Source organism: Streptomyces sp. CAI-85, assembly GCF_013363615.1.
Taxonomy (GTDB): domain Bacteria; phylum Actinomycetota; class Actinomycetes; order Streptomycetales; family Streptomycetaceae; genus Streptomyces; species Streptomyces antibioticus_B.
This window is the reverse complement of record NZ_JAANNX010000014.1, coordinates 71,089-88,231: the sequence shown is the minus strand read 5'-3', so window position 1 is coordinate 88,231 and position 17,143 is coordinate 71,089. Positions and strand designations below refer to the sequence as shown.

Sequence of the window (17,143 nt, the reverse complement as noted above, 5' to 3'; positions counted from 1 at the left end):
CGGGGCCGGTTGTGCCCTTCCGCGCTCACACCAGGGCGGCGGCCTCGTCGTACGAGAGGCCGCCGCCCTCGGCGTACGCGGCGTCGAACGCCGTCTCGCCGAGCGCGGTCCTGGCCCGCTCGGTGGCCAGCCGGTGCGCCTCGCGCTCCAGCCGTACGGCGACGTGGTGGGGCGGGAGCAGGGTGTCGGCGGTGCCCAGGCAGCGGGCGGCGTCCACGGCCCGGCGGCCGCCGTCGGCACCGGCGAGGGCGGCCGCGGCGATGACGAGGTAGAAGGCGCGCATGTGCGGGGCGATGGTCATGGACAGCTTGTCGGCCGCCCGTTCCAGGGCCTTGCGGACGGCGGCCAGCGCGCTGTCGTAGCGGCCGTCGAGGACATCCAGCCATGCCTCGGCGCCGAGGATGAAGGCGTCGAAGACGACGAAGTGCGCGATGCCGAACTCCTCGCGCAGCAGCAGGAGTTGTTCGCGGGCCTCGGTCAGGCGGCCGTTGAGGCCGAGGCTGCCGGCGAGGAAGAGCCGGGCGATCGGCATCGCCTCGTTGGCCATGCCCCACCGGCTGTCGATGACGTCGCGCAGCAGCCGCTCGCCCCGCTCGGTCTCCCCCGCCTCCAGCAGCGCGCTGCCCAGCCGGGCGCCGAGGACCGCCAACTGGTGGCGGGCGCCGAGGTGTTCGGCGTGGTCCATGGCCGCCTGATAGTCGACGGCGGCCTCCCGGTAGGCGCCGAGCCGCTCGCTCGCCTCGGCCCGCGCCGAGTACGCCTCGGCGGCGCCCCAGGAGTCGCCCAGCCGGCCGAAGATCTCCAGGGCCTCGTCGGCGTCCCGGCCCGCGTCCCCGGCCCAGTCGGAGCGGTTGGCGAGGAGGTTGGCGCGCATCTGGAGGCAGGTGGCCAGCTCGTGCTCGTAGCCCGGAGTGGCGCGGCAGGTCTCGACGTTGGCGTCCACGATGACGCGGATGCGGTCCATGTCGCCGGTCAGCATCACGGCGTAGAACCAGAGCAGGCCGGGGGCGCGGCAGGTCTGCGGGAGGCCGGGGGCGTAGGTCTCGCCGACGACCCGCAGTTTGTTCTGCGCGGCCGGGTTGTCCCAGGCTTCCAACTCCATGTCCATACAGGCGAGATGGGAGAGGTGGACACCGCGGCGGGCCTCTTGGAGCACCTCGCCGGTCAGCGGCGGCGGGGTGGCGATGACGGGCTCGCGCACGGGGGCGGCGGGGCGGACCGGGTCGGTGAACGGGTCGGGCCCCAGCTCCATCACCGCGCGGGACCAGTTGCGGGCCTCGATGCGCAGATCGCGCATCTGCCAGTAGCCGACCAGGGACAGCGCGAGCACCAGCGCCTCCTGCTCGTCGCGGGCGTCGACGGCCCGGCGGAGCGCGGTGCGCAGGTTCTCGTACTCGGCCTGGAAGCGTTCGATGGCCTCCAGTTGCCGGGAGCCGCGCAGCAACGGCTCGGTGGTGCGGGCGAGTTCGCGGTAGTACGTGAGATGGGCGCGCTCGGCGGCGGGCCGGTGGCCGCGTTCGTCGAGCCGTTCGGCGGCGTACTCGGCGACGGTCTCCAGGAGCCGGTAGCGCATGGCGCCGTCGGCCGCGGGGGCGGCGACGACCAGGGACTTGTCGACCAGGGAGGCGAGGGAGGAGAGCGGGTCGAGGGCGTCGCCGCCGCCGCAGACCGCCTCGACGGCGGCGAGGTCGCAGCCGCGGGCGAAGACCGACAGCCGGGCCAGGACGTCGCGTTCGTCCTCGTCGAGCAGGTCCCAGGACCAGTCGACCACCGCGCGCAGCGTCTGCTGGCGGGGCAGGACGGTACGGCTGCCGGAGGTGAGGAGGCGGAAACGGTCGTCCAGCCGGTCGGCGATCTGCCGCGGGGTCAGTATCCGCAGCCGGGCGGCGGCCAGTTCGATGGCGAGCGGCAGTCCGTCGAGCCGCCGGCAGATCTCGGCGCACGCCTCCGGGTCGTCGCCGGTGCGGAAGCCCGGCCGGGCGGCGGCGCCCCGGTCGGCGAGCAGCCGCAGCGCGACCGGTTCCGGCAGCGGCTCCACGGGCCGCACCAACTCGCCCGGCACGCCGAGGGGTTCGCGGCTGGTGGCGAGGACGACGAGACCCGGGCAACGCTCCAGCAGCCGGGCGACGAGCCGTGCGGCGGCCTCGATGACATGCTCGCAGTTGTCGAGGACGATCAGCATGCGGCGGCGCGCGCAGTGCTCCACGAGCCGTTCCACGGGGTCGTCGTGGCGCTCGGCCACCGCCCGCATCTCCTCGGCACCGGCGCCGTACAGCACGGTCTCACGCGCTCCGACGGCGGTCAGGACGGCCTGCGGCACGGCGTCCGGGTCGGACACGGGGGCCAGCTCGGCGAGCCACACCCCGTCCCGCAGATGCCGCCGCACAGCCTCACCGACCTCCTGCGACAGCCGCGTCTTACCCGCCCCACCGGGCCCGAGCAACGTGACGAGCCGGGCCCCGGCCAGATCCCCCTGAATCACCTCGATATCGACCTCCCGCCCCACGAAGGAAGTGAGCCGGGCACGGAGATTGCCGGGGGCGGAGGCACCGTCCAGGGGCGCCCCGGCGGGGGCGGCACCGCCCGCAACCACGCCCGGCGCATCGGGTGGTAGGGCCACCGCAACGGGGGGCTCTGTGGGGCCGGGGTGGAGACCGGGGCCGGGGCCAGGTCCGGGGCCGGTGCCCCAGCCGGGACCAGGCTCGGGACCGTAGCCGGTACCAGTGCCGGAGTCCGAGCCGGGGGCAGGGGCGGCGGAGCCGGGACCTGTGCCCCAGCCGGGACCGGGGCTGGACCCCTGTCCGGGGCCGAGGCCAGAACCGGAACCGGACTCGGGACCGTAGCCGGAGCCTGGGCCGGTGCCAGTGCCTGGGCGGGAGCCTGGACCGGTTTCGGTGCCGGAACCAGTGCCAGTTCCGGAACCGGAGCTGGAGCGGAAGCCGGAACCCGGGCCGGTGCCCAAGCCCGGGTGGGTGTCCGAGCCCGGGACAGGCGCGGCGGAGCCGGGACCGGGACCGGAGTCTGGACCGGAACCGGGACTGAAACCGGAACCGGAGCCGAGGCCGGAACCAGAGCCTGGACCGGTGCCAGTGTCGGAGCCGGAGTCGGCTCCGGAGCTGGAGCCTGGGCCGGTGCCGAAGCCCGGGTCGGTGTCCGAGCCGGGACCGGAGTCAGACCCGTAGCTGGGCCCGCGGCCGGAACCGGGACCAAAGCCAGAACCGGAACCGGTGCCAGTGCCGGAGCCGAAGCGCGGGCCCGTGTGCGAGCCGGGGGCAGGTGCGGCCGAGCCGCGGCCGGAACCGGTTTCTCGGCGGGAACCGGAGCCTGGACCGGTGCCGAAGCGCGTGTCCGAGCCCGGGGCTTGAGCGGCCGAGCTGCGGCCGGAGCCGGTGCCGGCGCTGGCGCCGGGGCCGGTGCCAGTCCCGGGGCCAGCTCCGAAGCGTGGGTCCCTGTCCGGGCCGGAGGCAGGTGCGGCCGGGTCGGGGTCGGGGGTGTCCGGGGCTGTCCACCGGTGTGGGCGGGTCGGTGCTGTGGGCCGGGTCGTGCGCCACTCGGCCCGTGGGGGTTCCTCCGGGTTGAGGAGTTCTGCGTGCAGGGTGCGGAGGGCGGGGCCGGGGTCGGAGCCCAGGCGGTCGGCTAGCAGGCGGCGGACCTCGTCGTAGGCGGCCAGGGCCTCGGCGGGGCGGCCGGTGTCGCGTAGGGCGCGCAGTCGTAGGGTCTGGAGCGGCTCGTCCAGGGGGTGGGCGTCGCACAGGGCGGTGAGTTCGGGGAGCGACTGCGCGGCGTGGCCGAGGGCGAGCGCCGCAGTGTGCCGGGCCCGCAGGGCGTCCAGGCGACGCGTCTCGTGGCGGGCCGCCTCCGCCGTGCGGTCGGGCAGGTCGGCGAGGGCCGGGCCCTGCCAGAGGGCGAGCGCGTCGTCGAGGAGGCCGGCCGCCTTGGCGGGGTCGCCGTCGGCGAGGGCTCGCAGTCCGTCCGCGGTGAGCCGTTCGAAACGGTGCAGGTCGACCGCGTCGGGCCCGGCGGTGAGCCGGTAGCCGCCGGCCGTGGAGTCCACGGCGTCCGGGCCCAGCGCCCGGCGCAGCCGTCCGACCAGGGCCTGGAGCGCGCCCGTGGCGTCGGCGGGCGGGTCGCCGGCCCACACCTCGTCCACCAGCGTGCCGGCGGGCACGGTGCGTCCGGCCCGCAGCGCCAGCACGGTCAGCAGGGCACGCAGCCGCGCCCCGCCGACGGCGACGGGTGTGCCGTCCGGGCGGAGCGCCTGGGTGGTGCCGAGGATGCGGTAGCGCACGGGGTCCATTCTGTCCGGTGGCGTGGCGGGCGGTCACGGGGATCCGCCGGTGGGCGGCGGTTCGGTGCGGCGCGGTGCGGATCGGTGCGGTGCCGGCCGGTTCCCCAGCCTTGCATGGAACCCCGGGGGCACCGCGAGACGTTTTCCCGGTGCGCCCGGTGCCCGGTACGGTCGGGCCGTTCGGAGCGTGCGCACGAGTCCCCGGGGGAGCCCCATGACCACCGCCATCACCCGCCGCGGCGAGCGACGGATCAGTCCCGTCTTCCTCGGGATCCTGGCCGTCACGGCGGTCACCGGCTGGGCGACCTGGACCGGCTTCGCCGAGCAGCCCGGGGTCGCCGTGTTCCTGTTCGTGACGGCCGCCTGGATCGTCTCGCTCTGTCTGCACGAGTACGCGCACGCGCGCACCGCCCTGCACAGCGGGGACATCTCGGTGGGCGCGAAGGGGTACCTCACGCTGAACCCGCTGAAGTACACGCACGCGCTGCTGAGCATCGTGCTGCCCGTGGTGTTCGTGATCATGGGCGGGATCGGTCTGCCGGGCGGCGCGGTGTTCATCGAGCGCGGGCGGATCAGGGGCCGCTGGCGGCAGAGCCTGGTCTCGGCGGCGGGCCCGCTGACGAACGTGCTGTTCGCGGCGGTGTGCACGGCCCCGTTCTGGCTGGACGCGCTGGACGGCGTACCGCGCGACTTCCGGTACGCGCTCGCGTTCCTCGCGCTGCTCCAGGTGACGGCGGCGCTGCTGAACTTCCTGCCGGTGCCGGGGCTGGACGGCTACGGCGTGATCGAGCCCTGGCTGTCGTACTCGGTACGCCGCCAGGTGGCACCGTTCGCGCCGTTCGGACTGCTGTTCGTGTTCGCGCTGCTGATGGTGCCTGCGGTGAACCGGGAGTTCTTCCAGGCGATCTACGCGCTCCTCGACGGCCTGGGCGTGGACGACGTGAACCGCTACTGCGGCGAGAACCTCTACCGGTTCTGGGAGGAGTCGAACGAGTACTGCGCGGTCATCCGGTGACGGACTTCCGGGCCTTCTCGCGCTTGAGGTAGTACCAGGTCATGTTGGACGACAGCCCCGCCAGCAGCACCCATACGATCCCCAGGAAGCTGCCCCGCGCGAAGGAGATCACGGCGGCGGCCACGGCGAGGAGACAGACGACGAGGGTGAAGAGGGCGAGGCGGGGCATGGGGGTCTCTCCTGTCGGTCCTGCCTGCTGGGGACACCGGGTGGTGCCGTCCCAGTGTCCCCCATCCGCCCGTCCGCTCAGACGTCGGTGACGCGCAGGCCCGCGTGCGCCTTGTAGCGGCGGTTGACGGAGATCAGGTTGGCGACCAGGGACTCCACCTGGTGGGCGTTGCGCAGCCGGCCCGCGAAGACGCCGCGCATGCCGGGGATACGGCCGGCGAGCGCCTGCACGATCTCGACGTCCGCGCGCTCCTCGCCGAGCACCATCACATCGGTGTCGATCGCGTCGATCTCCGGGTCCTGGAGCAGGACCGCCGAGAGGTGGTGGAAGGCGGCGGTGACCCGGGAGCCGGGGAGCAGGGCGGCGGCCTGCTGGGCGGCGCTGCCCTCCTCCGGCTTGAGGGCGTAGGCGCCCTGCTTGTCGAAGCCGAGCGGGTTGACGCAGTCGACGACGATCTTGCCGGTGAGTTCCTCGCGCAGCGACTCCAGCGTCTTGCCGTGCCCGTCCCACGGTACGGCGACGATGACGAGGTCGCTGCGGCGGGCGGTCTCGGCGTTGTCGGCGCCCTCGACCCCGTGACCGATCTCCTCGGCGGCGGCCTGCGCGCGGTCGGCGGCCCGCGAGCCGATGATCACCTTCTGGCCGGCCTTGGCGAGGCGGTAGGCGAGCCCCTTGCCCTGCGGGCCGGTGCCGCCGAGCACGCCGACGACCAGTCCGGAGACGTCGGGCAGGTCCCAGGGGTCCTTGGCGGGGGCCTTCGCGGGAGCGTTCTGTGCACTGTCGGTAGAGGTCATGGGCCGACTTTACGTGGGGCACGCGGGGCCGCTTTCGCCGTGCCGGGTGAAGGTGCGGCGAACCGCCCACGGGCGGTGTCCGATTGGGGCAGGATGCGGCGGCATGGACGCCGTACGGGTCGCGCTGCTGCGCGAGGTGCTCGCCGGGACCGAGTGGCTGGGGGCCACCCGCGGGTTCGCCGCGGTGCTGCGGGGCTCGGTGGTCTCGCACGGGGGCGGGCTGCTGCTGGTGGGCACGGCGGAGTACGAGCCGTGGCATCTCGCGGCGCATCTGGTGGACGAGGCGGCCTGGTCCGGTACGCCGGAACTGGCGCCGACCCTGGTACGCCATCACGCGCGCCCCTCGGACCCGCCGCATCTGGCGGTGGGCCTGGGGCGGATCGGCGCGGCCCGGCGCGGGGAGACCCTGCTGGTGGCCTCACCGGCCGCGGACGCGCCGCTCCTGGACCGGGTGGCGGACGCCCGCCGCGCCGGTGTGACGGTCCTCGCCCTCGGCCCGCCCGAGCCCGACCTGACGTCCCTGGCCCACGAGTCGCTCCCGGTACCGGACGGCTCGGAACTGGACCTGGACACGGTCCAGCACCTGGTCAGCGCGGCCACAGGCGAGAACCCCCACCCCGGCCGCCCCCACCACACCCTACGCACCCGCCTGGCCGCCCTGGCCGAATCCCTGACGGCCCCACCACCACCGCCCTGGTAACAGGCCGGGACGGCCGACACGGGGGCCGGGCGGGCGCCCCCTCGACGACGGGGACTCAGCCCCTGCCGGCGTCCACCGCCGTCGGCGAAGCGGCCGACGGGAACCCCACAGCCCAGCCACGCACCGCGCCGGACGCCCCCCGGCGGGACTCCCCCTGTCCGGGCCCCCGCCCCACCGGCGAGGCGGCCGACGGAACCCCCACAACCCAGCCACGCACCGCGCCGGGCCCCTGGCGGAGCTCAGCCCCTGCCCGGGGCCACCACCCGCCGATGAAGCAGCCGGCGAGTAGCCCAGAACCCGGCCGGGCGCCGCGCCACACGCCCCCCGGAGGGGCTCAGTACACGTCCGGGCCAGGCCACGCCCACCGGCCACTGCCTGGCAGCCGCACCGCCCTGGCGGACTCACCGCGCCCCCAAGCCAAGGGGCGGCGGGGGCTCAGCCCCCGTCGGCGAGGCGGCCGGTGGAAACCCCGCAGTCCGGCCGGGCACCCCCGGAGGGGCTCGGTGCCCGTCCGGGCCAGGCCGCGCCCGCCAGCCGCTGCCCGGCAGCCGCACCGGCCTGGCGGACTCGCCGCGCCCCAGGCAAGGGGCTAGTACCCGGCGGGGACTCAGCCCCTGCTGGAGTCCACCGCCCACCGACGAGGCGGCCGACGGGAACCCCACGGCCCAGCTATACGCGCGCCGGACTCCCCGGTGGGGCTCAGCCTGTGGTGGGGCCGCTGCCTGCCGACGAAGCGGTCGGCGAGAACCCCACAGTCCGACCGTGCGCCGCACCCCGCGCCCCCGGCGGGGGCTCACCGCCCTGGCGGGCTCGCCTCGCCCCCGGCAAGGGGCTAGTCCTCCTCCTGGGTGCCCGTCGGGGTGTCGTGCCACTTGGGGTCGTTCTCCCACTGGAGGTTGCGTTCGCGGGCGGTGTCCATCGCGTGCTGGGCCTCCTCGCGGGACGCGTAGGGGCCGAAGCGGTCCTTGCCGGGGCAGTCCGGACCCTCCTCCACCTTCTTGTGCTCCAGGCAGTAGAACCACTCGCCCGGCTTTCCCGTGACGCGCTTCTTGAACAGCGGCATGACCTGCTCCTCTCGCCACCCCACATGTTCCCCCACCGCCGCTCGATAGACTCGCCGGCATGTCTGGCCAGTCGCTGCTCGTTCCAGGGGAGCTGTCCCCCACCCGTTCCGTGCCCGGAAACATCCGCCGTCCCGAGTACGTGGGCAAGCCCGCGCCGACGCCGTACACCGGACCGGAGGTGCAGACGCCCGAGACGATCGAGGCGATGCGTCGCGCCGGGCGGATCGCGGCGCGCGCCATGGCGGAGGCCGCGAAGCTGATCGCGCCGGGGGTGACCACCGACGAGCTGGACAAGGCGGCGCACGCGTACATGTGCGACCACGGCGCCTACCCCTCCACGCTCGGCTACCGCGGTTTCCCCAAGTCGCTGTGCACGAGCGTCAACGAGGTGATCTGCCACGGCATCCCGGACTCGACGGTGCTGCGGGACGGCGACATCGTCAACCTGGACGTGACCGCGTACATCGGCGGAGTGCACGGCGACAACAACGCCACGTATCTCGTGGGGGACGTCGACGACGAGAGCCGGCTGCTGGTCGAGCGGACCCGGGAGTCCCTGGACCGGGCGATCAAGGCCGTCAAGCCGGGCCGCCAGATCAACATCATCGGGCGGGTCATCGAGTCGTACGCCAAGCGCTTCGGATACGGCGTGGTGCGGGACTTCACCGGTCACGGCATCAACTCGTCGTTCCACTCGGGCCTGATCATCCCGCACTACGACAGCCCGCACGCGACGACCGTCATCCAGCCCGGGATGACGTTCACGATCGAGCCGATGCTGACGCTGGGTACGCACGAGTACGACATGTGGGACGACGGCTGGACCGTGGTGACCAAGGACCGCAGGCGGACCGCCCAGTTCGAGCACACGCTGGTGGTGACGGACACGGGCGCGGAGATCCTCACGCTGCCCTGACCCCGCTCCCGTGCCGCGAGAAGGCCCGCTCTCCCCCGGAGGGCGGGTCTTTCGGCGTCCGGGTACGTTTTTACCGACCGCTTGTCGGAAAGGTTACCGACAGAAGGTCGGCAAGGCATTGACTTAGGTAAGCCTAACCATAGAAAATCTGCCCCATGGACTCGTTCTCGACACTCATCCGCACCGCGTCCCACGAACAGCACGTGGAGGCGGAGACCTCGACGTTCATGAGCGACCTGCTCGGCGGCAAACTCGGCGTGGACGCGTACGCGCGCTACACCGAGCAGCTCTGGTTCGTGTACGAGGCGCTGGAGGCCGGCGCCGGCCCGCTGGCGTCGGACCCGGTGGCGGGCCCCTTCATACAGCCCCGGCTGTACCGGCTGCCCGCGCTGGAACGGGACCTGGCCCATCTGCGGGGCCCCGACTGGCGCGCGGGCCTGTCGGCGCTGCCCGCCACCCGGGTCTACGCCGACCGGGTGCGCGAGTGCGCCGAGCAGTGGCCGGCCGGCTACATCGCCCACCACTACACCCGCTACCTCGGCGACCTCTCCGGCGGCCAGATCATCCGCGACAAGGCGGAGAGGACCTGGGGGTTCGAGAAGAAGGGCGACGGCGTCCGCTTCTACGTCTTCGAGGAGATCGGCAACCCGGCCGCGTTCAAGCGCGACTACCGCGAACTGCTCGACGGGGTACGGGCGGACGACCTGGAGAAGCAGCGGATCGTGACCGAGTGCAAGCGCGCCTTCGCGCTGAACACGGCCGTCTTCCGGGCGCTGGGCGAGGAGTTCCCGCTCTCCGCGTGATCAGCGTTCCAGAAAAACGCGGCCGCCGATCTCCACCCATCCGTACGGCTGCGGGGCGGTGAGGATCTGGGAGCCGGCGCCCTGGGTGATGTTCAGGGCGCGGCCCAGTTGCTCGGTGAGCAGCAGGGCGGCCGCGCCGGTCGCCTCGTCCTCCTCGACGCCGTCGTCACGGCCGGGGAAGCCACGCGCGCGGATCCGGCCGGCCGGCTCGTCCTCCCACGCCCAGGCGTAGATCCACTCGCCGGGCGGCGGCACCGCCAGGTCGTCGACCTCGGCGGCGCTGCCGTACTGGCGCAGGGTGCGCGGCGGGGCCCACTCCGCCCGCGCCTCGATCCAACTGAACTCGCCGTCCAGCCGGACGCCGACCACCCCGGCCGGGGTGACCAGTTCGGGCACGTCGAGCAGCCAGGCCGTGCCCACGCAGGGGTGGCCGGCGAAGGGCAGCCGCAGGGTGGGCGTGTAGATGTCGATGACGCCCCGCTCGGGGTCGTCGACGAACACCGTCTCGCTGAAGCCGAGCTTCGCCGCGAACTCCTGGCGGTCCCGGCGGTCGGGCAGGACCGAACCGTCGCGGACCACGGCCAGTTCGTTGCCGTAGCCCCGGTTCGGCGCGCAGAACACGCGGAGCACGTCGTAATCAGTCACCCGGGCATTGAAACACCGCCCGCCCACCTGTCTTGATGTAGGTAAGCCTCACCTAAGGTTCCCTCATGACCGTCCTGGACAAGCAAGTCGATTCCGTGGCCCGTGCGACGGTGCCCCGCGGCTCGCGCGGCACCGCCTGGCTGCTCACCGCCGGGCTGGTGGTGGCGCTGGCCGTGCTGGTGCCGGTGGCCGGTGCGCTGGGCGCGTATCCGATCCCGGTCGGGGACGTGCTGTCCTCGGTGCAGCACCGGATCGGGCTGGGCGGCGGCGAGCTGGACCGGGTCGCCGAGTCGGTGCTGTGGAACGTGCGCTTCCCGCGGATCGTGCTCGCGCTGCTGGTGGGGGCGTCGCTGGGGTGTGCGGGGGCGCTCATGCAGGGCGTGTTCGGCAATCCGCTCGCCGAGCCGGGGGTCATCGGGATCTCCTCGGGCGCGGCGGTGGGGGCGGTCGCCTCGATCGCGTTCGGCTTCACGTTCCTCGGGAACTGGAGCGTGCCCGCGTTCGCGTTTCTCAGCGGGCTCGGGACGGTGCTGCTCGTGTACGTGCTGTCGCGGTCCGGGGGGCGGTCGGAGGTGGTGACGCTGATCCTCACCGGGATCGCCGTCAACGCCTTCGCGGGGGCGCTGATCGGGCTGTGCCTGTTCTTCGCGGACGCGGCGGCGATCCAGCAGATCACCTTCTGGCAGCTCGGGTCGCTCTCCCAGGCGACCTGGCCCAAGGTGCTCGCGGTGCTGCCGTGCGCGGTGATCGGGCTCGGGCTGGCGCCGCTGTACTCCCGGCGGCTGGACCTGCTGGCGCTCGGGGAGCGGCCGGCGCGGCATCTGGGGGTCGAGGTGGAGCGGCTGCGGATCGTGCTGATCCTGGTGATCGCTCTGCTGACGGCGGCGGCGGTGAGCGTGTCCGGGATCATCAGCTTCGTGGGGCTGGTCATCCCGCATCTGCTGCGGATGGCGGCGGGGCCCGGGCATCGGTTCCTGGTGCCGGGGAGTGCGTTGCTGGGGGCGCTGGTGCTGCTCACGGCGGATCTGGTGGCGCGGACGGTTGCCGTTCCGGCGGAGTTGCCGCTGGGGGTTCTCACGGCGCTGCTGGGGAGCCCGTTCTTCTTCTGGCTGCTGCGGAGGACGCGGCGGCGGCAGGGGGGTTGGGCGTGAGTGTTCGCCGTGCGGCGGGCGGTCCGGCGGCGGGTGCGGGTGCGTCGTGGCTCGTCGCGCAGTTCCCCGCGCCCCTAGGGGGCCTGCGGCCCCCAAACCCCCGGCGCGACCCCGCGGTTCGGGCTGCCGGGGGCGGACGGACGGCGGGTGCGGGTGCGTCGTGGCTGGTCGCGCAGTTCCCCGCGCCCCTGGGGGGCGGGCCCTTCGGGCCCTGCACCCCGTCTGCCGGTGTTTCCCTTCCCCTCTTTTCAGGAGCCGTTGTATGAGAGTTCTTCGTGGTCGGGCCGTGCCTCCCGAGGTCGTTGCCCGGGGGGAGGTCGTCGCTGAGGCCGATGGGGTGTGGGTGCGGCTCGGGGGGCGGGACGTGTTGTGCGGGGTCGATGTGCGGGTGCGGGCCGGGGAGGTGCTCGCGCTGGTCGGGCCCAACGGGGCCGGGAAGTCCACGCTGCTCGCCGCGCTCGCCGCCGATCTGCCCGCCGCGGCCGGCACCGTGCGGATCCACGGGCGGCCCGCCGCGGGGTGGTCCGCGCCGGAACTCGCCCTGCGGCGGGCCGTGTTGCCACAGGCGGCGGTGTTGTCGTTCCCGTTCACCGTGGCGGACGTGGTCCGGATGGGCCGGGCGCCGCACGACTCCTCGCCCGCCGAGGACGAGGCGGTGATCGCCGAGGCGATGGCGGCGACCGAGGTGACCCGCTTCGCCGCACGGCCGTTCTCCGCGCTGAGCGGCGGCGAGCGGGCCCGGGTGGCGCTCGCCCGGGTGCTCGCCCAGCGCGCGCCGCTGCTCCTGCTGGACGAGCCGACCGCCGCGCTCGACCTCAAGCACCAGGAGCTGGTGCTGCGGCTGTGCCGGGAACGGGCCCGGGAGGGCGACGCGGTCGTGGTCGTCCTGCACGATCTGGGGCTCGCGGCCGCCTACGCGCACCGGGTCGCCGTCCTGCACGAGGGACGGGTCGCGGCGGACGGGCCGCCGGCCGAAGTGTTCACCGGGGGGCTGCTGTCGGAGGTGTACGACCAACCGGTGGAGGTGCTTCCGCACCCGCGGACCGGAGCGCTTCTGGTGACCCCCGAACGGGACCTCGAACGGAACCTTTGAAGTTCCTTTGACCCGCCCTTGGGGTCCGCTTTCGGTCACCGTGATCCGGTCGTTCCCATACGGGTGTCTATGAGAGCTGAATCACTGCACGGCAGGGTACTTCGCAGGTAAGGCTTGGATAAGTTAGGTAAGCCTCACTCACCCCGGGTGGGCCCTGTCACTCGATTTTCAGCCAGCCGGGAGCGCGCATGCGAGCCGCCAGACTGTCCGCCGTCACCGCCGTCGCCGTCGTGTCGGCCCTCACCGCCGTCACCGGCTGCACCGAGAAGAGCGACGCGAAAAGCGGCGACCGGGTGATCACGGTGACCGCGACCGACAGTGAGTGTCAGACCTCGGCGAAGGAGATCTCCGCCGGACACGTCGAACTGGCCATCGAGAACAAGGGTTCCAAGGTCACCGAGGTCTACATCCTCTTCCCGGACGACCGGGTCGTCACCGAGCGCGAGAACATCGGCCCCGGCACCAAGCAGCGGGTCACCGCCGAGGTGAAGGCCGGTTCCTACCAGATCGCCTGCAAGCCCGGCATGAAGGGCGACGGCATCCGCCAGGACCTCAAGGTCACCGGCGGCAAGGTCGCCGCCCGCGACCCGCGCCTCGACGCGGCCGTCGCCGCCTACCGCAAGTACGCGCAGGAGCAGGCCGACGCCACCCTGCCGCTCGCCAAGACCTTCGCCGAGGCGGTCAAGGCCGGTGACCTGGAGGCCGCCAAGAAGGCGTACGCGCCCTCCCGGATCGGCTGGGAGCGCACCGAGCCGGTCGCCGAGTCCTTCGGTGACATCGACCCGAAGGTCGACGTCCGCGCGGACGGTCTGGAGGAGGGCCAGGACCCGGCCACCGACTGGACCGGCTGGCACCGGCTGGAGAAGTCCCTCTGGCAGGACAAGAAGATCACCGACCGGGACAAGCAGCTCGCCGACCAGCTCATCACCGACCTGACCGACTGGCAGAACCGGGTCGGCAAGGCCGAGATCACCCCGACCTCCATGGCCAACGGCGCCAAGGAGCTGCTCGACGAGGTCGCCACCGGCAAGGTCACCGGCGAGGAGGAGCGCTACTCGCACACCGACCTGGTCGACTTCAAGGCCAACGTCGAGGGCGCGCAGAAGTCGTACGAGCTGCTCAAGCCGGTCGCGAAGGAGAACGACGCGGCCCTGGTCACCGAGCTGGACAAGCAGTTCGCCGCGCTGAACACGCTGCTGGACAAGTACCGCCCGAACACGACGTCGTACGAGTTCACCTCCTACGACAAGGTCGGCGCCGCGGACCGCAAGGAGCTGTCGGACGCGGTCAACGCGCTCGCGGAGCCGCTGTCGAAGCTCGCCGCCGCCGTCGCGAAGTAGCGCGGGACGGGGACGAGAAGCGGCGAAGTACGGCAAGGGGTAAGTGACATGACGCAGAGTCAGGGCGACGGGCCGTCCCGGCGGGCGCTGATCGGCTGGGGCGGTGCCGGGCTCGCGCTCGGTGCCGCCGCGGCGGGCGGCGCGGTCGCGGTGACCCGCGGCGGCGAGGACTCCGGTCCCTCCGACGCCGGGGCGGGCGGCGCCGTCGCCTTCCACGGCCCGCACCAGGCCGGGATCGCCACCCCGGTCCAGGACCGGCTGCACTTCGCCGCGTTCGACGTGACGACCACCGATCGTGCCGCGTTCGTACGGCTGTTGAAGGACTGGACGGACGCGGCCCGGCGGATGGCGGCCGGAAAGGCCGTCGGGGAGGGCGCGTTCGGCGGTCTGCCCGAGGCGCCGCCGGACGACACCGGCGAGGCGCTGGGTCTCAAGCCGTCCCGGCTGACGCTGACGGTGGGCTTCGGACCGTCCCTGTTCAAGAAGTTCGGGCTGGACGCGCGGCGGCCGGACGCGCTGATCGACCTGCCCCGGTTCGCCGGGGACGCGCTCGACGCGGCCCGCTCCGACGGCGATCTGTGCGTCCAGGCGTGCGCGGACGATCCGCAGGTCGCCGTGCACGCGATCCGCAACCTGGCCAGGATCGGCATGGGCAAGGTCGTCATCCGCTGGTCGCAGCTCGGCTTCGGCAAGACCTCGTCCACGACGCCCGACGCGCAGACCCCGCGCAATCTCATGGGCTTCAAGGACGGCACCCGCAACATCGCGGGCACCGAGACCGGCCGGCTGGAGAAGTTCGTGTGGGTCGGCGAGAAGGACGGCCCCGCGTGGATGACCGGCGGCTCGTACCTGGTCGCCCGGCGGATCCGGATGCACATCGAGACCTGGGACCGCACCTCGCTCCAGGAGCAGGAGGACATCTTCGGCCGGGACAAGGGCGAGGGCGCCCCGGTCGGCAAGGCGAAGGAACGCGACGAGCCGTTCCTGAAGGCCATGCTGCCCGACGCGCACGTCCGGCTCGCCCACCCCGACTCCAACGGCGGCGCCACCCTCCTGCGGCGCGGCTACTCCTTCACCGACGGCACCGACGGCCTCGGCAGGCTGGAGGCGGGGCTGTTCTTCCTGGCCTACCAGCGCGATGTGCGCGAGGGGTTCGTGCGTGTGCAGCGCAACCTCGCCACCGACGCGCTCAACGAGTACATCCAGCACGTGGGTTCGGCGGTCTTCGCGATCCCGCCCGGCGTCCGCGACCAGGACGACTGGTGGGGCCGGACGCTGTTCTCCGAGGAGGCGTAGCCCGTGTTCTCCAACTACCTGATCGGACTGCGGGAGGGCCTGGAGGCCTCGCTCGTCGTCTGCATCCTCATCGCCTACCTGGTCAAGACCGACCGCAGGGACGCCCTGAAGCCCGTGTGGGGCGGTATCGCCATCGCGGTGCTGCTCGCGCTGGGCTTCGGCTCCGTCCTCGAATTCGGCTCCCAGGAACTGACGTTCAAGGCGCAGGAGGCGCTCGGCGGTTCGCTGTCGATCCTCGCGGTCGGCCTGGTGACGTGGATGGTGTTCTGGATGCGGCGCACCGCCCGGCATCTGAAGTCCGAACTCCACGGCAGGCTGGACGCGGCCCTCGCGATGGGCACCGGCGCGCTGGTGGCCACCGCCTTCCTCGCCGTCGGCCGGGAGGGGCTGGAGACCGCGCTGTTCGTGTGGGCGTCCGTGCACGCGGCCGGCGACGGCACCCCGCGCCCGCTGATCGGGGTGGCGCTGGGCCTGGCCACGGCGGTGCTGCTGGGCTGGCTGTTCTACCGCGGCGCCCTGCGGATCAACCTGGCGAAGTTCTTCACCTGGACGGGCGGCATGCTCGTCGTCGTGGCCGCGGGCGTGCTGGCGTACGGCGTCCACGACCTCCAGGAGGCCGACTGGGTGCCGGGGCTGACGGACAAGGCGTTCGACGTCAGCGGCACGATCCCGCCCGACAGTTGGTACGGGACGCTGCTGAAGGGCGTGTTCAACTTCCAGCCCGACCCGACCGTCGTCCAGGTCACGGTGTGGCTGCTGTACCTGGTCCCGACACTCGCCCTGTTCCTCGCCCCGGTAGGGTTCGGCTCCGGGAAGGGGAAGGTGAAGACACCTGATGAGGCACGTGGAGACGCATCCGGGGAGCAGGGGGCGGCGCGGCCCTCGGACACTCCGCGGCCGTGACCGGGGCGCGCTGCTGGCCGTCTCGGCGGCCGCCGTCCTGTCGTTGACGGCGAGCGGGTGCGTGGTGGTCCACGGGGAGCGCGAGGTGCTGCCGTCGGCGACCCGGGCCGAGGCGGCGAAGGCGCTGGAGCAGTTCACCGCCGCGTACAACAAGGCGGACGCGGCGTACGACGGTTCGCTCGACGCCGAGCACACCACCGGCGCGCTCGGGGCGATCGACGCGGCGCGGCTGAAGGCCGGGAAGGCCAACAACCCCGGCGGCAACCCCCAGCACACGCCGCTGGTGCTGTCGGACGTGACGTACACGATCCCCAAGAAGGCGGGCTGGCCGCGCTGGTTCGTCGCCGACGCCAAGTCCAACAAGGGCGGTTCGGCGCGCTGGGTGCTGGTGTTCACCCGCGACGACCTGTCCGAGCCGTGGCAGGCGGCCTATCTGACGCTGGTGGCGCCGGGCGCGCTGCCGGAGTTCAGCGAGGACGCGGACGGCTGGGCGCAGGACGTGCCCGCCGACGCCCCCGAACTCGCCGTTCCGCCGCGGGACATGAGCAAGGAGTACGCCACTTATCTCAAGTCGGGCGGCGACACGTTCAAGGACGGCGCGTACACCACGACGCTGCGGACCACCCGGGCGAAGAACTCCACGAAGCCGGGGCTGGTGCAGCAGTACATCGACGAGTCGCTGACCGAGGGCGACTTCGCGCCGCTGGCGCTGCGCACGGCGGACGGCGGGGCGCTGGTGTTCTTCTCCACGCACCACTACGTCAAGCAGACGGCCGCGGCGGGGGCGTCGGTGCCGGCCCCGAACCAGAGCGTGCGGGCGCTGACGACCGGGGAGATCAAGCAGTCGCTGACGATGGAGTTCGTCGCGAACGGCATCGCGCTGGACCCGGCGACGGTGGGCGGCGAGGTGACGGTCCTGAGCCGGCTGGAAGGGCTCACGGGCGCGAAGGGCGAGTAGCAGGGGGC

General features: G+C 73.1%; 15 protein-coding genes. 10 read left to right on the top strand and 5 right to left on the bottom strand.

Annotated features, from left to right (window positions below):
• Positions 1-25 precede the first annotated feature (25 nt).
• A complete protein-coding gene (locus G6W55_RS18475; RefSeq protein WP_175521949.1) occupies positions 26-4,297 on the bottom strand; it encodes a BTAD domain-containing putative transcriptional regulator in 4,272 nt (1,423 codons plus the stop codon).
• 205 nt (positions 4,298-4,502) lie between these two features.
• On the opposite strand from G6W55_RS18475, the gene G6W55_RS18470 reads away from it, so the two are divergent.
• A complete protein-coding gene (locus G6W55_RS18470; protein WP_175521948.1) occupies positions 4,503-5,303 on the top strand; it encodes a site-2 protease family protein in 801 nt (266 codons plus the stop codon).
• On the opposite strand, the gene G6W55_RS18465 is transcribed toward G6W55_RS18470, so the two are convergent.
• Together G6W55_RS18465 and npdG are read right to left on the bottom strand one after the other, a co-directional pair.
• Positions 5,293-5,472 carry a hypothetical protein gene (locus G6W55_RS18465; RefSeq protein WP_175521947.1) on the bottom strand — a complete coding sequence of 60 codons (180 nt, stop codon included), beginning with the start codon at positions 5,470-5,472 and terminating at the stop codon, positions 5,293-5,295. The genes G6W55_RS18470 and G6W55_RS18465 overlap by 11 nt on opposite strands.
• Positions 5,473-5,549: 77 nt before the next feature.
• Positions 5,550-6,266, bottom strand: coding sequence for an NADPH-dependent F420 reductase (gene npdG / locus G6W55_RS18460; RefSeq protein ID WP_175521946.1), 717 nt, complete (start codon positions 6,264-6,266; stop codon positions 5,550-5,552).
• 103 nt (positions 6,267-6,369) lie between these two features.
• Between npdG and G6W55_RS18455 the strand changes: the two genes are divergently transcribed.
• On the top strand, positions 6,370-6,966 hold the full coding sequence (locus G6W55_RS18455) for a hypothetical protein (protein WP_175521945.1): 597 nt from the start codon (positions 6,370-6,372) through the stop codon (positions 6,964-6,966).
• Between the two features lie 832 nt (positions 6,967-7,798).
• On the opposite strand, the gene G6W55_RS18450 is transcribed toward G6W55_RS18455, so the two are convergent.
• Entirely contained in the window at positions 7,799-8,029 is a 231-nt protein-coding gene (locus G6W55_RS18450) for a hypothetical protein (protein WP_030794251.1), read from the bottom strand.
• 59 nt (positions 8,030-8,088) lie between these two features.
• Between G6W55_RS18450 and map the strand changes: the two genes are divergently transcribed.
• Positions 8,089-8,946 carry a type I methionyl aminopeptidase gene (gene map / locus G6W55_RS18445; RefSeq protein WP_175521944.1) on the top strand — a complete coding sequence of 286 codons (858 nt, stop codon included), beginning with the start codon at positions 8,089-8,091 and terminating at the stop codon, positions 8,944-8,946.
• 155 nt (positions 8,947-9,101) lie between these two features.
• Entirely contained in the window at positions 9,102-9,749 is a 648-nt protein-coding gene (locus G6W55_RS18440; protein ID WP_175521943.1) for a heme oxygenase (biliverdin-producing), read from the top strand.
• Here the strand turns inward: G6W55_RS18440 and G6W55_RS18435 are convergent, their stop codons facing one another.
• Positions 9,750-10,394, bottom strand: a complete 645-nt coding sequence (locus G6W55_RS18435) for a PhzF family phenazine biosynthesis protein (protein WP_175521942.1) — start codon at positions 10,392-10,394, stop codon at positions 9,750-9,752.
• A gap of 65 nt (positions 10,395-10,459) precedes the next feature.
• Here G6W55_RS18435 and G6W55_RS18430 point away from each other — a divergent pair, with 65 nt between their 5' ends.
• The 6 genes from G6W55_RS18430 to G6W55_RS18405 all read left to right on the top strand — a co-directional run bounded on the left by G6W55_RS18430 (position 10,460) and on the right by G6W55_RS18405 (position 17,135).
• Positions 10,460-11,545, top strand: a complete 1,086-nt coding sequence (locus G6W55_RS18430; RefSeq protein WP_175521941.1) for an iron ABC transporter permease — start codon at positions 10,460-10,462, stop codon at positions 11,543-11,545.
• 262 nt (positions 11,546-11,807) lie between these two features.
• The gene (locus tag G6W55_RS18425) at positions 11,808-12,638 is read left to right on the top strand and encodes a heme ABC transporter ATP-binding protein (RefSeq protein WP_175521940.1); all 831 of its coding nucleotides are present in this window, start codon (positions 11,808-11,810) and stop codon (positions 12,636-12,638) included.
• Positions 12,639-12,826: 188 nt separating this feature from the next.
• The gene (gene efeO, locus G6W55_RS18420; RefSeq protein WP_175521939.1) at positions 12,827-13,978 is read left to right on the top strand and encodes an iron uptake system protein EfeO; all 1,152 of its coding nucleotides are present in this window, start codon (positions 12,827-12,829) and stop codon (positions 13,976-13,978) included.
• Between the two features lie 48 nt (positions 13,979-14,026).
• Positions 14,027-15,274 carry an iron uptake transporter deferrochelatase/peroxidase subunit gene (gene efeB, locus G6W55_RS18415; protein ID WP_175521938.1) on the top strand — a complete coding sequence of 416 codons (1,248 nt, stop codon included), beginning with the start codon at positions 14,027-14,029 and terminating at the stop codon, positions 15,272-15,274.
• Between the two features lie 3 nt (positions 15,275-15,277).
• A complete protein-coding gene (efeU, locus tag G6W55_RS18410; protein ID WP_175521937.1) occupies positions 15,278-16,177 on the top strand; it encodes an iron uptake transporter permease EfeU in 900 nt (299 codons plus the stop codon).
• Positions 16,110-17,135 carry a hypothetical protein gene (locus G6W55_RS18405; protein WP_175521936.1) on the top strand — a complete coding sequence of 342 codons (1,026 nt, stop codon included), beginning with the start codon at positions 16,110-16,112 and terminating at the stop codon, positions 17,133-17,135. Before efeU ends, G6W55_RS18405 begins: the two co-directional genes overlap by 68 nt.
• Positions 17,136-17,143: the final 8 nt, after the last annotated feature.

Excerpts from the sequence above, each read along its gene's own strand:
- G6W55_RS18475 (WP_175521949.1), bottom strand. The coding sequence starts at position 4,297 with ATGGACCCCGTGCGCTACCGCATCCTCGGCACCACCCAGGCGCTCCGC.
- G6W55_RS18470 (WP_175521948.1), top strand. The coding sequence starts at position 4,503 with ATGACCACCGCCATCACCCGCCGCGGCGAGCGACGGATCAGTCCCGTC.
- G6W55_RS18465 (WP_175521947.1), bottom strand. The coding sequence starts at position 5,472 with ATGCCCCGCCTCGCCCTCTTCACCCTCGTCGTCTGTCTCCTCGCCGTG.
- npdG (WP_175521946.1), bottom strand. The coding sequence starts at position 6,266 with ATGACCTCTACCGACAGTGCACAGAACGCTCCCGCGAAGGCCCCCGCC.
- G6W55_RS18455 (WP_175521945.1), top strand. The coding sequence starts at position 6,370 with ATGGACGCCGTACGGGTCGCGCTGCTGCGCGAGGTGCTCGCCGGGACC.
- G6W55_RS18450 (WP_030794251.1), bottom strand. The coding sequence starts at position 8,029 with ATGCCGCTGTTCAAGAAGCGCGTCACGGGAAAGCCGGGCGAGTGGTTC.
- map (WP_175521944.1), top strand. The coding sequence starts at position 8,089 with ATGTCTGGCCAGTCGCTGCTCGTTCCAGGGGAGCTGTCCCCCACCCGT.
- G6W55_RS18440 (WP_175521943.1), top strand. The coding sequence starts at position 9,102 with ATGGACTCGTTCTCGACACTCATCCGCACCGCGTCCCACGAACAGCAC.
- G6W55_RS18430 (WP_175521941.1), top strand. The coding sequence starts at position 10,460 with ATGACCGTCCTGGACAAGCAAGTCGATTCCGTGGCCCGTGCGACGGTG.
- G6W55_RS18425 (WP_175521940.1), top strand. The coding sequence starts at position 11,808 with ATGAGAGTTCTTCGTGGTCGGGCCGTGCCTCCCGAGGTCGTTGCCCGG.
- efeO (WP_175521939.1), top strand. The coding sequence starts at position 12,827 with ATGCGAGCCGCCAGACTGTCCGCCGTCACCGCCGTCGCCGTCGTGTCG.
- efeB (WP_175521938.1), top strand. The coding sequence starts at position 14,027 with ATGACGCAGAGTCAGGGCGACGGGCCGTCCCGGCGGGCGCTGATCGGC.
- G6W55_RS18405 (WP_175521936.1), top strand. The coding sequence starts at position 16,110 with ATGAGGCACGTGGAGACGCATCCGGGGAGCAGGGGGCGGCGCGGCCCT.